The 13,113-nt window shown below is 45.0% G+C and carries 7 protein-coding genes; 2 read left to right on the top strand and 5 right to left on the bottom strand.

The genetic code is table 11. The features are described 5' to 3' along the window. Positions 1–6 precede the first annotated feature (6 nt). The 4 genes from J7623_RS20250 to J7623_RS20235 form a co-directional block, all read right to left on the bottom strand. Complete coding sequence (locus J7623_RS20250; RefSeq protein WP_291923789.1) at positions 7–3,156, bottom strand: SusC/RagA family TonB-linked outer membrane protein; 3,150 nt, start codon at positions 3,154–3,156, stop codon at positions 7–9. A gap of 135 nt (positions 3,157–3,291) precedes the next feature. After that, complete coding sequence (locus J7623_RS20245; protein WP_291923787.1) at positions 3,292–3,801, bottom strand: PH domain-containing protein; 510 nt, start codon at positions 3,799–3,801, stop codon at positions 3,292–3,294. 488 nt (positions 3,802–4,289) lie between these two features. Next, positions 4,290–5,087, bottom strand: a complete 798-nt coding sequence (locus J7623_RS20240; RefSeq protein ID WP_291923785.1) for an FkbM family methyltransferase — start codon at positions 5,085–5,087, stop codon at positions 4,290–4,292. A 138-nt stretch (positions 5,088–5,225) separates the two neighbouring features. Beyond that, positions 5,226–6,746 carry a bifunctional GNAT family N-acetyltransferase/carbon-nitrogen hydrolase family protein gene (locus tag J7623_RS20235; protein WP_291923783.1) on the bottom strand — a complete coding sequence of 507 codons (1,521 nt, stop codon included), beginning with the start codon at positions 6,744–6,746 and terminating at the stop codon, positions 5,226–5,228. Between the two features lie 175 nt (positions 6,747–6,921). Here J7623_RS20235 and J7623_RS20230 point away from each other — a divergent pair, with 175 nt between their 5' ends. Together J7623_RS20230 and J7623_RS20225 are read left to right on the top strand one after the other, a co-directional pair. Further along, positions 6,922–8,130: a glycosyltransferase gene (locus J7623_RS20230; protein WP_291923781.1), complete on the top strand. Its 1,209-nt coding sequence runs from the start codon at positions 6,922–6,924 to the stop codon at positions 8,128–8,130. After that, entirely contained in the window at positions 8,127–8,741 is a 615-nt protein-coding gene (locus tag J7623_RS20225) for an acyltransferase (protein ID WP_291923779.1), read from the top strand. The genes J7623_RS20230 and J7623_RS20225 overlap by 4 nt, the downstream gene beginning before the upstream one ends. Here J7623_RS20225 and J7623_RS20220 read toward each other — a convergent pair. Beyond that, positions 8,738–13,078, bottom strand: a complete 4,341-nt coding sequence (locus J7623_RS20220) for a PKD domain-containing protein (RefSeq protein ID WP_291923777.1) — start codon at positions 13,076–13,078, stop codon at positions 8,738–8,740. The two genes, J7623_RS20225 and J7623_RS20220, sit on opposite strands and share 4 nt — an antisense overlap. Between the last annotated feature and the right edge of the window lie 35 nt (positions 13,079–13,113).

Here is a 13,113-nt window from a genome sequence, read left to right as displayed (position 1 = left end):
GCAGTTTTAGAAGGTAACTTGAAGGGTGGCCAGGAAACTTCGTGTAGTCGGATACGTGAATCCTGCGAAGGCATCCACATTGCTGCCGGAGGCATTGGAACTGGACTCAGGATCAAAGCCACTGTACCTGGTATGCAGCCATACATTGTTACCGGTGAGGGTAATACTGGCGCCCGAAATCAGGTGAGTAGCATTGAGCAGAGAAGTAGGCAACTGGTAAGTAAAGCTGATATTCCGTAATCTTATCCAGGCGGCATTTTCGACGAAGTTTTCTGTTACCCCGCGATAAACGTTCCGGTAAAAACCTGCGCCATAGTTACGGCCGTCCGGTCCCTTGGCCTGTTGTAAATATACTTTCTGTGTGTTAGGTGTACCATCAGCCAGTACGCCCGGAAATATTACCTGGTCGGCCCTGTTGCCCGTAATCGCCGACTCCCCGAATGCTGCCATGAAGTTGGCCAGCTGGTTGTATTTCTGTACTCCCTGGCGGGTATCTATAAGCAACGATAAGGTAAACGGACCGTAGTTAAAGGTGTTAGAGATACTGCCAATCCATTTAGGTTGTGAATTGCCCAGGTATTTTTGTGAAGAATTAATCAGCGGGAACCCTGCGGTGCTTCCTGTTTGCCCGATAATCATGGGTTTACTGTAGTCAATCATCAACGGGTCTTCCTTGTCGCTGCCATAATACCGTTGATAGCTTTTACCAAAGATGGCACCTACCGGATAACCGACGATGTATTTCATGGTGGCAGTAGAACCGGCGTAGCCGAATTGTTCAGCCACAGGCACTTCATCCAGTCCTTTACCCAGGCTCAACACCTTGTTACGGTTAGTAGAAAAGTTAATCCGCACATCCCAGCTGAATGTTTTGGTTTTCACCGGCGTTGCATTCAATGCTACCTCTATACCGCTATTGCGGATGGAACCGATGTTGGTGTAATAGTCCTCATAACCGGTGGCATTAGATAACTTCAAAGGAATCAGCAGATCGGTGCTTTTAGAGGTATACCAGGTCACATCTACGCCTAAACGATTATCCAGGAAACGTAATTCCGCTCCTGTTTCGAAGGTATTGGTAAACTCTGGTTTCAGGTTAAGATCTCCCAGCCGGTCGTCTCGTGTCCAGCCGATAGCGGAACCACCAATGGGCCCATCAACCAGCGGTACATATCCTGAACCGGTATTATAAGGGTCGGTGTCTTTACCAATCCTGGCCCAGGAAACGCGGACTTTACCATATGACAAAATGCGTTCCGGCACTTTCAGGTGCTCTGTGAAGAGATAAGACAAGCTAACAGACGGATAAAAGAAAGCCCGGTTAGCTTTTGGCAGGGAGGAGCTGATATCTTCTCTACCTGTTATGCCCAGGTACAGCCAGCGATCCCAGGAAAGGGTCCAGTCGCCGAAGAAGCCCATCAGGTAATAATTTTGCAGATATTGATTCGTCACAACCTTTTTGGCGTTCTGCAGGATCAGCAGGTCAGGAATATCGAGCGTATCCGCTTCTGTAGACACCCTTTTGAGTTTTCTTGAATAAACATCCTGGCCGATTTTGAGATCGGAAGTCAGTTTGGATGTGATATTGTTTTTAAAATTGAAGATGAGTGTAGAAGACAGGGCCCGTTTGTTCAGCGAGTATTCATCCACAAAACCAAAGGCATTATCTGTGCTGGGTACTTCTCCAACTACACCTTTGGGCCCGGGAGCCGCATGGGTTATCCCACTGGTGTAGTGATCCACCCCGGCTTTATATAGCACATCCAACCATTTAAAGGGAGAATAGGTGAAGTTAACGCTCCCGATAACCCGGTTTACATTGTCTTCGAATCGATTGCTATAAAGTGTATAAATAGGGTTATCGGTAGTTCCATAAGTTTGCTGGGTACCATCGGGTTTAATATAGTTACGCATATTCCAGCGTGGCGACCAATAAATCATTTGTTCACCATAGCGGTCAAAGTTGGCACGGTTCCCCCCGGAGTTAATGTAGTTAACGGATACTCCCATTTTAAATTTGCTACTCAACTCCGCATTACCGCTTACTTTGGCGGAGTAGTTTTTATAGTTACTAAATGGTACGATCCCGTTCTGATTAAACTGGGATAACGAGGCCGCATATACGACTTTTTCTGTTCCACCGGTGATACCCAGCGTATTGCGATACTGGCTACCGGTATTATAAGCCTGCTTATATTTATTATAGAGCATATCCGGGTGGGTAGGATCCAGCTTACGGGCGTCTGCTACGGTGGGTCCCCAGGATGGCCAGAAGCTCTGATTATCATAGATACTGTTGTTACCCTGGCTGTAGGTGTTTTGTACATCCGGGGTTTTGCCTACTCTTTCAAAGCCGGCAGTGGTGCTGAAGCTGACTCTCATGCGGCCGGCCTTACCGGATTTAGTGGTGATGATAACAGCACCATTCCCCGCACGTAAACCATATAAGGCGGTGGCGGCACCTCCTTTCAGGATGGAGATGCTTTCAATATCGTCGGGATTGAGATCGGCAGCACCATTGCTCATCCCCCTGGTTTCTGTGCTACTGTTGAGCGTACCGGTAACATCCGTTTCATTATCGAGGGTAATGCCATCTATAATAAATAAAGGCTGGCTGTTGCGGCTGGGGTCCAGTGAGTTGATACCCCTGATGAGGATACGGGAGCCTTGCCCCGGGGCGCCGCCGCCGCTGGAAATCTGTACACCGGCTGCTTTTCCCTGGAGGGCATTCACTACATTCGATTGCTTAGATTGCATCAAATCTGCTCCACTTACATCCTGTACCGCATATCCAAGTGCGCGTTTTTCTTTTTTTATACCCATGGCGGTCACCACCACCTGTTCCAGGTTGTGGTTATCGACCTGGAGCTGGATATCCAGTTGGGTGCGACCGTTCAGCGGCATCGTTTGTGAAATAAAGCCTACAGAAGTAAAGATGAGAATGGCATTGGCGTCCGCTACCTGGAGACGGTAAGTACCATCTCCACCGGTAACTGTGCCGGCGGCGTGGCCTTTTACCTGGACGGTTACTCCGGGAATACCTTCGGTAGTGCCAGCGGTAACAACTTTGCCTGTGATAGTACGATTCTGAGCGAGCAGCAAAAAGGGTAATAAGAGGAAAGCGCCCGCCAGTGTCATAGAGTAGAATGACTTCATGGCGTTAGATTTTGGTTTAGAAACAAGTTAGATGATTAAATATACGCCGAAAATTGAGAAAGCGAAAGGTGGTAAAATGAAAGATCCGGTACAGTAATTACTGACCGGATCTATATTTTTTAAAGGCGACAAATATTAATCCTGCGAGACAGCTGCCACATTAATTATCTGGTTTACCTTCTTCACAAAATCATCTGCTTCGGAAGGGCTGATCAACCATTTTTGATGTGCGGACTCTATCAGTACCAGGTTTTCCCGGTTGGTGCACCAACGCTGGTACTTGCCTATTTCACTGGAACGGTAAGTGCCCAGGTAACCGAATATGCCGCCTAATGCCAACATACGGGAACTGCTGCCCAGGTCTTCTTCCGTGATGCTTTTTAACCGTAGTATTTCTGACATTTCAATGGTGATGCTAAACAGCGGCCGCTTAATAAGTATAGCCGTTGCCGTAATAATATAATACCGGGGACTTAAACTCCAGGCTACCAGGATCACAGGTACCAGGATGAATAAAAGCATGGTAGTGGCAGTAGCATCGTGGGAAATATCAGTTATCTGTCTGCATGTAAAAACCAGGGTAAGAATAATAACCAGGTGAGTGATCAGTTTTGAATTATCATCTAACGGGGCTGCATATCTCATAAAGTTGCTCTCCTTTTGTTCAGTTAGTAAGATAAAAAAAATAACTATATAAGCTCACTTCTTCGCTTTTTTCTTCTGCAGTAAAATTTCCTGGCAAAGAGTGCAAAAAAAGGTGATTTAAAGCCTTAAAGTTATCTAGATTTTACGTCTTAAAACGTAACAATTATTGATTGATTATTAATTTCTTATCTTCATCTATCTAACTCATTTGTTTAACAAAAAACGCGTTTAAATTACCTGTTCTCCGGTAAAAAATACCCTAAAGGGCTTTTTTACTTTAAACAATAGCTTTAGATATTTTCACAAACATCTATTAAATCAATCAGTTATTAAAAAATTAAAACTACTTCTCCACCTTCCGCAAATAGCTTTTGTTATCGTTATATATACAATAAATACATCATGCAAAAACATCTTTTTTATCTCAAAAAATAAAGGCAATACGTGCATTGTTGCGTATTGCCTTTATGAAAACAGTGATTGTAAATTTATTTTTTGATGGCGAGATAATTAAATGCATCCAATTTTTCAAAAGTAAAATCAGCTAACGAACTTAACTTATCATTCACGGTGTTGTCTCCTTCGTACCGTTCAAAAATAATCTGGAGATGACGTGCCTGTTGAATAAATTGCCGGGCTCCTTCCAATACTTCTGTCTCCATTCCTTCTACATCCAGTTTTACGATCAACTGGCTATCCGGTGTAAATCCAAGACCAGGAAACAGGCTATCCAGTTTTTCGATAGGAATATTACCTTCTTCTTTGTTATCCCGGTTTATATAGCTGGAGCCGGTAACGGTACTCATGATATTGAAGTTTACCTTTTCCTGGTGACTACCGAGGCCACAGGCAAAAAGCGTGACTTTCCCTCCCACATCATTCATCTTTATATTTTCTTCTACGGCTTTAAAATTCACGGGTTCAAAAGCCACACAACGGACACCGAGCCGGCCGAGCCAGATATCGTACTCACCAATGCAGGCACCAATATCAATGAAACCGTCTAACTTACCCTGATCCAATTGCTGTTTCAGGTAGTTGCGCACTTTTCTTTCATACGCATAATTAATAAACTGGAAATCAGTGGTCCCTCCTCTTATCCTGAAATGTCCCAATGCAGACCGGGCATTCCAGCCCTGCTGTGTAGGCTTGTTGAACAACACCAGTTTAAGAGAAGCCTGGAGAGATTTCCAGTCGTTATATCTTATATATTCACCGAAGTATGCCAGGTACTGTTTATACTTAGACAGATTTCTCCAGGACGGATAATAGGCTGCGTCTTTCATAACTAAGGGAATTTAAGTGAATTTACGAATAAAAAAGAAGGCCGCAATCCCTTATCTGTCCTAAGTTTCCATGTCCTTCACTTTTTTAATACTGGAAAATTTCCGCATTAAAACAGGTTGTTGGTAACTGGCTGGTAATCATTTTTTCTTCCACTTTACCTCATAAAGATCTTTACGTTTGTCTTTCATGGTTTGTACACTTCCAAAAGCATGTAACTCTTTTAAAAGCACCAGGTCAACATCGGCAATCACCACCATTTCTGTGTTTGGAGTAGATTCCGCTTTAACTCCCGTAACTGGAAATGCGAAGTCTGACGGTGTAAATACAGAGGACTGCGCATATTGCAAATCCATATTATTTACTTTAGGCAAGTTCCCGATACAACCAGCAATCGCTACATAGCATTCATTTTCAACGGCTCTCGCCTGTGCGCAGAAGCGTACCCTGTTATAGGCGTGTTGGGTGTCTGTCATAAAAGGAACAAAAAGAATCTGCATCCCCTGCTCCGCCAGGATGCGCGACGGCTCCGGGAACTCCACATCATAACAAATCTGGATGCCGATCTTGCCACAATCAGTATCAAATACTTTGACCTCACTACCTCCTTTAATACCCCATGCGGACACTTCACCCGGTGTAGGATGAATTTTGATATACTGCTCATAAGTACCATCACGGCGGCACAAGTAAGAAATATTATAAAGCCCTTCGTCAATCACGATAGGCATGCTACCTGAAATGATATTAACATTATATGCTACCGCATGTTGCTGAAAAATTTCCCGCAACTGCGCGGTATACTTTGCCACACCACGGATAGCACCTGCCGGATCCATCTGGTTAAATTCCTTCATCAGCGGGGAATTGAACAACTCCGGAAACACCACGAAATCTGATCCATAGTCGCTTACAGCATCAATAAAATATTCCACCTGTTGCAGGAATCCATCCAGGTTACCGTAATCCCGCATCTGCCATTGCACGAGGCCAATACGCACGGTAGATTTATTATAGCGGATCGTATCCTGGTCTTTCTCATAGTAAATATTAAACCACTGCAGTAATGTTGCAAACCCGAGGGATGCTTCATCATTCGGCAAATAATTTTTGAGGATCTTTTTTACGGTGAAATCGTTAGAGAACTGGAAGGTTAAAGTAGGATCATAGATTTCCCGGTCCTGTACTTTTTCTATATACTCCCTGGGCGACAAGCGGTCTGCATACTTTTCATAATTAGGAATACGGCCACCTGCCACAATACCTTCCAGGTTCAGTTGTTCACAGAGGACTTTCCTGGAATCATATAACCGGCGGGCCAGTCTTTTCCCCCTGTAGTCCGGATGTACAAATACTTCTATACCATATAAGGTGTCTCCCTTGGGATTATGGGTATTAAAGGTATAGTAGCCCGTAATCTGTTCATAAGTATGGTTATCGCCAAACTTGTCGTAATCTACAATGATGGCCAGTGCGCATCCTACTACTTTGTCATTCACGGTTACAGCGATCTGGCCTTCCGGGAAAAGCTTAATCAATCGCTGTATGGTGGGCTCTCTCCAATAACTCCCGGCCATATCTGCATAGGCCGACACCATAGATTCTTTGAGGTCCAGGTAGTCTTCTACCGTTAGCTGTCTTATTTCAATTGTTTCTGACATAGAATGTTTGCTGTTTTAATTAAAACTCAGTCCCTTAGCCACTTGTTCATTAATGTTGATTTTTTTATTTAATTTGCGGCTAGTATTCAACTGCAATAATTTAACCATCCCCAGGGTAAACCTAATTACCGAATATTATCATTTATCAAACCGATACACTTTAGACCTTACTACTGTGCCATTAATCCAAGACAGAGATATCGTTATTATAGGGCTTCAGCAATGGTATACCGCGATTGGAAGCAATTGTAAAAGTATTGCCCGGGAATTTGCACGGCATAACCGGGTGTTGTATATCAATGCGCCGTTGGACAGGCGTACTGTTTTAAACGGCAAGAACGATCCCAATGTGCAGTATCATCTTGATACAAAAGATAAAAAGGTACCAGCCATTGTACCAGTCAGCCACAATTTGTGGAACTTCTACCCATCTGTTATATTGGAGTCCATTAACTGGGTGCCTTTTACACCTGTCTTTTCCTGGTTTAACAAAAGAAACAACCGGAAGTTCGCCGCAAGTATTAGGGAGGCTATAACAGCCATGAACTTCAAGGACGTCATCTTATTTAATGATAATGATATATTCCGGGGATACTATTTAAAAGAGCTGCTCCAACCCGAAAAATATGTTTACTACAGCCGGGACTACCTGCTGGGAGTTCCTTACTGGCAAAAACATGGTCAACAACTGGAGCCCCGGCATATTGCCAAAGCAGATGTAGCTGTTGCTAATTCATTGTACCTGGCCGACATGCTGCAACAGTATAATCCTTCCAGTTATTATGTTGGTCAGGGTTGTGATTTACAACTTTTTGATGCAAACGTACAACACCCGGTTCCTTCGGATGTTCCGATTGGAAAAGGCCCGGTTATTGGCTATGTAGGCGCACTCAAGTCGTTGCGACTGGATATCAACATCCTGCTTACAATAGCCAGAGAACGGCCTCAATGGCAATTGGTACTGGTAGGCCCGGAAGACGAAGACTTCCAACAGTCGGCTTTACACCAGCTTCCCAATGTTCATTTTACCGGTAAAAAAGATATTCCCGAGCTTCCCGCATATGTACAATCCTTTGATGTATGCCTGAATCCCCAGGTGTTGAATACAGTAACGGTAGGCAACTATCCCTTAAAAATTGATGAATATCTGGCTATGGGGAAACCGGTAGTAGCCACGGCGACTAAAACCATGGAGTTATTTAAGGACCATGTATATCTTGCTGCTACACCAACTGATTATATACAACTGATAGAAAAAGCGATCGCGGAAAATAATTCGTCGCTGGCCGCAGCACGCATACAATTTGCAGGTACACATACCTGGGAAAATTCCGTAGCCGCTATTTACCAGGCTATCTTAAACACCAGTGACCGTTCCTTATGAGTATCACCAATAACATAAAGCAACATCCCGGCCTGAAGAAACTGGCGCTCTATCTGCTGATGCCTAAGAACCAGGCGCGCCCCCGCAGATGGGTACAATGGTTTGTGAATCCTTTCAAACATAAAAAGGGCAAGGGCTCCCTGATCAGAAGACGCACCAGGATAGATGTACTGCCTTTTAATACATTTACACTGGGTAGTTATTCCACCGTAGAAGATTTTGCGACGATCAACAACGGCATGGGAGCAGTAATTATTGGCGACCATACCAGGATCGGTATTGGGAATGTAGTCATAGGACCCGTACGTATAGGCAATAATGTTATACTGGCACAAAATATCGTATTATCAGGACTCAACCACGGCTATACAGATCCGAATGTTCCTATTTCATTACAGCCGTGCTCCGTGGGAGAAATTGTAGTGGAAGATGATTGCTGGATCGGCGCCAACAGTGTGATTACAGCTGGTGTTACTATTGGACGCCACTCCGTGGTGGCGGGTGGTAGCGTGGTCACCAAAGATGTACCTCCTTATACAGTAGTGGCGGGCAACCCTGCCCGCCCTATCCGTCAATATCAAGCCGCCACCGGCACCTGGGAAAAGGTCTAGTTGGCTATTTTAATAAAACGTCCCTTCCAGCGGAACTTGCTGTCATCTCCTTTTACTTCCATCATGTAATATCCTGTAGGGATATTACTGATATTAATATCCGTCTGAAATGAATCAGGCGTGTTATACCTGATGGTTTGATAAACCTTTCCACTCAAATCAAATATGCGCACCTGTAAAGGGGTGATACCTGTCCGGGTTACCTGCAAGCGTATGGTAGTTACTGCCGGGTTAGGAAATATACGGGCGGAATCTTCCAGGTGAGTATCCGGGCCTCCTGCCACTACAGTGACATGGAAAATAACCGAAGCGGTAGCCTGCATGTTGTCCGTAACGGTTAACTGGAATTTGTAGTCCCCCACTTTCAGGTCCCTGATCAATGTTTGCGCGAGATCCGGATTTAAAATTTCTGCAGTGGATGGTCCGGATACTTGTGTCCAGGCGTAAGCTTTAATGCTCCCATCCGGATCGTAAGAAGCACTGCCATCAGCAAAAACAGATGCCGTTGGCAACTGCACTACCCTGTCGCCCGCAGTAGCCGCTACCGGTGGTTTATTCTCCGGCAATGCCTGCAACACCGTAACGGTTACGGTAGCTGTTGCTGTGGCCTGCTTATCATCGGTTACCGTTAACTGATAGGTATATACACCAGCCACGAGGTTCGTGATATTTGTTTTTGCCTGCCCGGATGCAGACAGGTCTCCACCCGCAGGGCCGTTCGTTTTTTTCCATAGCCAGGCAGTAATCTGACCATCAGCATCTGTGGAACCACTTCCATCTAAAGTTGCCGTATTAACCGGTAACTGCACCTGGATATTATTCCCGGCATTAGCGATTGGTGGCTTATTAGCTGCTGCCAGTACAATTATATTTACGGTGGCGCTATTGCTGGCACCTGCATTATCTGTAACTGTTAACTGGTATGTATAAGTACCTTCCTGTAGATTACTCACATTCGTTTTAGCGGCACCTGCTGCAGATAAATCTCCCCCTGCCGGACCCGCCGTTTTTTTCCATTGCCAGGTAGTAATCTGACCATCAGCATCTGTGGAACCACTTCCATCCAAAGCTGCCGTATTAACCGGCAACTGCACCTGGATACTATTCCCGGCATTAGCGATTGGTGGCTTATTAGCAGCCGCCAGTACAATTATATTTACGGTGGCGCTATTGCTGGCACCTGCATTATCTGTAACTGTCAACTGGTAAGTATAGGTACCTTCCTGTAGATTACTCACATTCGTTTTAACGACATCCGACACAGACAAATCTCCACCTGCCGGACCTGCTGTTTTTTTCCATTGCCAGGTAGTAATCTGACCATCAGCATCTGTGGAACCACTTCCATCCAAAGCTGCCGTATTAACCGGCAACTGCACCTGGATACTGTTACCGGCGTTAGCCACCGGAGGCTTGTTTTGTGCAACTGCAGGCAATACGGTTATATTTACGTCGGCACTATTAGTAGCGCCTGCATTATCAGTAACTGTTAGTTGAAAGGTATAAGTACCTTCCTGCAGATTATTCACATTTGTTTTAGCGACACCTGCTGCAGACAAATCTCCTCCTGCCGGACCTGCCGTCTTTTTCCATAGCCAGGTGGTGATTTGTCCATCGGCATCCGTAGAACCGCTTCCATCCAATGCAGCAGTATTAACTGGCAATTGGATCTGGAGATTATTACCGGCATTAGCTACCGGTGGCTTGTTGGCCGCAGCCAGTACGATAATATTTATGCTGGCATTGCTGCTGGCCCCTGCATTATCCGTAACCGTTAGCTGGTAAGTATAAGTACCTTCCTGCAGATTACTCACATTCGTTTTAGCGGCACCTGCTGTAGATAAATCTCCTCCAGCCGGACCCGCCGTCTTTTTCCATAGCCACGTGGTGATTTGTCCATCGGCATCAGTAGACCCACTTCCATCCAGTGCAGCGGTGTTAACCGGCAACTGGATCTGAAGATTATTACCGGCATTGGCTACCGGTGGTTTGTTGGCCGCGGGTTTAACAATAATGCTTACCCTTGCTGATCCGGTTAGTCCTTTATTATCTGTTACCGTGAGTTCATATATATAAGTCCCTTCGGTAAGACCGGTCAGACCAGGTTTGGCGGTGCTGCCATTGGTCATTGTACCATCAACAGGACCACTTATTTTTTTCCATGTGTAGCCTTGAATGGTGCTGCCACTTGCTGCAGCAGAAGCTGACCCGTCGAGAGTAACGTTGTTAACCGGCAGGGTGATGGTAATATTACTTCCGGCATTTGCTTTTGGCGGAGAGGTGGTACCCGATTTCAATTCAAACGCTCCCACGTCATACTTGCCCGATTGAGGACGGGTAGTACCATCGTAGTCGGTGTTCAAATTAAAATCACTCATATCACGCCCCGTATCTACCGCCGTTGACGTTGGCAACAGGCGATAATTTTTGCTGGCGCTATCCACAAAATTCGCAGCAGCCTGATTCGGGTAACAGAGATTATTGGAATACAGTAATTTGATAGGCTGATCACCTTTGATGTACATTCCCTTTGAAGGATAGTCATAAGCAGTTCCCTTCTCTACCATCAGGTTATTATATACCTGGTGCCCGATAGGTGTTTGATAAGCAAAAATCTTGATTGCGTTTGCGCCACTGTCTGTATTAACGATGGTATTATTATAAATAATGGCTGCCGGTGGGGGGAAAAGATCAGGGGTAGTATTAGCGGGTATTTTATCGGATACGTTAATTCCTTCATAGTGAATATTAGAGATCACATTATTATAAATCTCACTGATGCCGGAGCCGAAGATCGTCACTGCCGGCATGTATCCTACCGAAACATTGTTATTATATACCTTTAAGCTGGAGCCGGAGCCAACGAGAATTCCATAGCCCTGGGCGGAATTCTGTGACATCCCATAATTTATAATCGTGTTGTTATAAACGCGGTTATCCCCGTTTTTGGCCATAGAAATCTGGAGCGCATCACTTCCTATATTTTCGAGGTAGTTATCATATACCTGGAGGTCTTCTATCCAGTGTGAACGCATGTCAGTGCAGGTACCTTCTGTCCAGAAATAATGGGTATTCCCGATATAAAATCCCTCCCATTGTGAATTCAGGCATTTGATGTGATGAATTTTCGCATTCTTCATTACGTAGTTGCCTTCCCAATATTGTGGTTGAGCACAGGTTTGAAGCGTTTTGGCCTGCAACATAATACCACCATCATGGATAAATATGTTGTGTACATCAAAATCAGAACTACCTACACCCAGCGTAAGACCGAAGATCTTTAAACCAGTGATATTAGTTCCGTTAAGATCGAAGCCATATTCATAATTTTTATCTCCGCTACCACTGATCTCTACAAACCGGCAGGTGGGCGCATTAAAAACAGCTGCTGTTCCCTGGTTCTTAACACCTAGTTTCACTTGTCCGCCACAGTTGGTGATTACAATGGGTTTGTCTACGGTGCCGGTGAGGTTACCGAGATGAAGGTATTCGTACTCCCCCGCGGGAATGCATAATGTATCACCGGGTTTAACGCCCAGTGTAGTCATTGCGTTTGGGTAATACATTTCCGCCCGTCCGTTGGCGGTATTTGTCATAGGAACTACAATGCGTCTGCCTGTTGCAGGAGGAGGAGTTACTGTTCCGTTTTTGGAATATTGCAACATCCACTCGTACATATTTTTATTATCTTCTTTGTAAGCGGGATCATAGGCTTTTGTCCAGGCGTCGTGACCGGTAGCATCAAAAATCGTGAGCCTGGCGAGTGGATTAGGCGCTGGTATAGTAGCATTAATGTACTTCACCCAGTTTATAGAATAGTCTGGTGGCACATTGGGATCTATTTTATTATGGAAAGCCCATACAGGAGTATTATTGCCTGCAATATTAGCCGCCAGTGCGGTGGTAGGAGGATAATAACCACATACTACTGCGGCACCGGCAAAAGCAGCTGCTTCCGCTTTATTTTCAGAAAGTGCGCCCCATGCTTCTCCGCCTCCCATACTCAGCCCGGTGATATAAATGCGGTTTGTATCAATATCGTATTTCGTGAGCAGGTAGTTCTTAAATTTAATGGCATCCGCAGATCCGGGCCAGGTATTAAATTGAGGGGAGATGACGATAAAGGAATAGTCTTTATTGTTGACCGTAAAAGTAACAGGAAACTTACCCTGCGCAATTACTTTAGGAAGACCATTATTCAGTACTGCAGAAAGTGGAGCACCGGAACTGGCCAGTTCACCTACGCCATGAAAGAAAATAATGAGGGGGTATTTCTGGCCGCCGCCTGGTACGTACCCGGCTGGCAGATATTCATAGAAACCTTTAATATTTGTCATGGTGGGATCATTGAAAGATCTGGCCGTTTGTACCT

The sequence above is a fragment of the Chitinophaga sp. genome, from assembly GCF_017745275.1.
Lineage (GTDB): Bacteria > Bacteroidota > Bacteroidia > Chitinophagales > Chitinophagaceae > Chitinophaga.
Note: the sequence above shows the minus strand (reverse complement) of the source record. Positions and strands in the feature narration are given on the sequence as shown.

Excerpts from the sequence above, each read along its gene's own strand:
- J7623_RS20250 (WP_291923789.1), bottom strand. The coding sequence starts at position 3,156 with ATGAAGTCATTCTACTCTATGACACTGGCGGGCGCTTTCCTCTTATTA.
- J7623_RS20235 (WP_291923783.1), bottom strand. The coding sequence starts at position 6,746 with ATGTCAGAAACAATTGAAATAAGACAGCTAACGGTAGAAGACTACCTG.
- J7623_RS20225 (WP_291923779.1), top strand. The coding sequence starts at position 8,127 with ATGAGTATCACCAATAACATAAAGCAACATCCCGGCCTGAAGAAACTG.
- J7623_RS20240 (WP_291923785.1), bottom strand. The coding sequence starts at position 5,087 with ATGAAAGACGCAGCCTATTATCCGTCCTGGAGAAATCTGTCTAAGTAT.
- J7623_RS20220 (WP_291923777.1), bottom strand. The coding sequence starts at position 13,078 with ATGACAAATATTAAAGGTTTCTATGAATATCTGCCAGCCGGGTACGTA.
- J7623_RS20245 (WP_291923787.1), bottom strand. The coding sequence starts at position 3,801 with ATGAGATATGCAGCCCCGTTAGATGATAATTCAAAACTGATCACTCAC.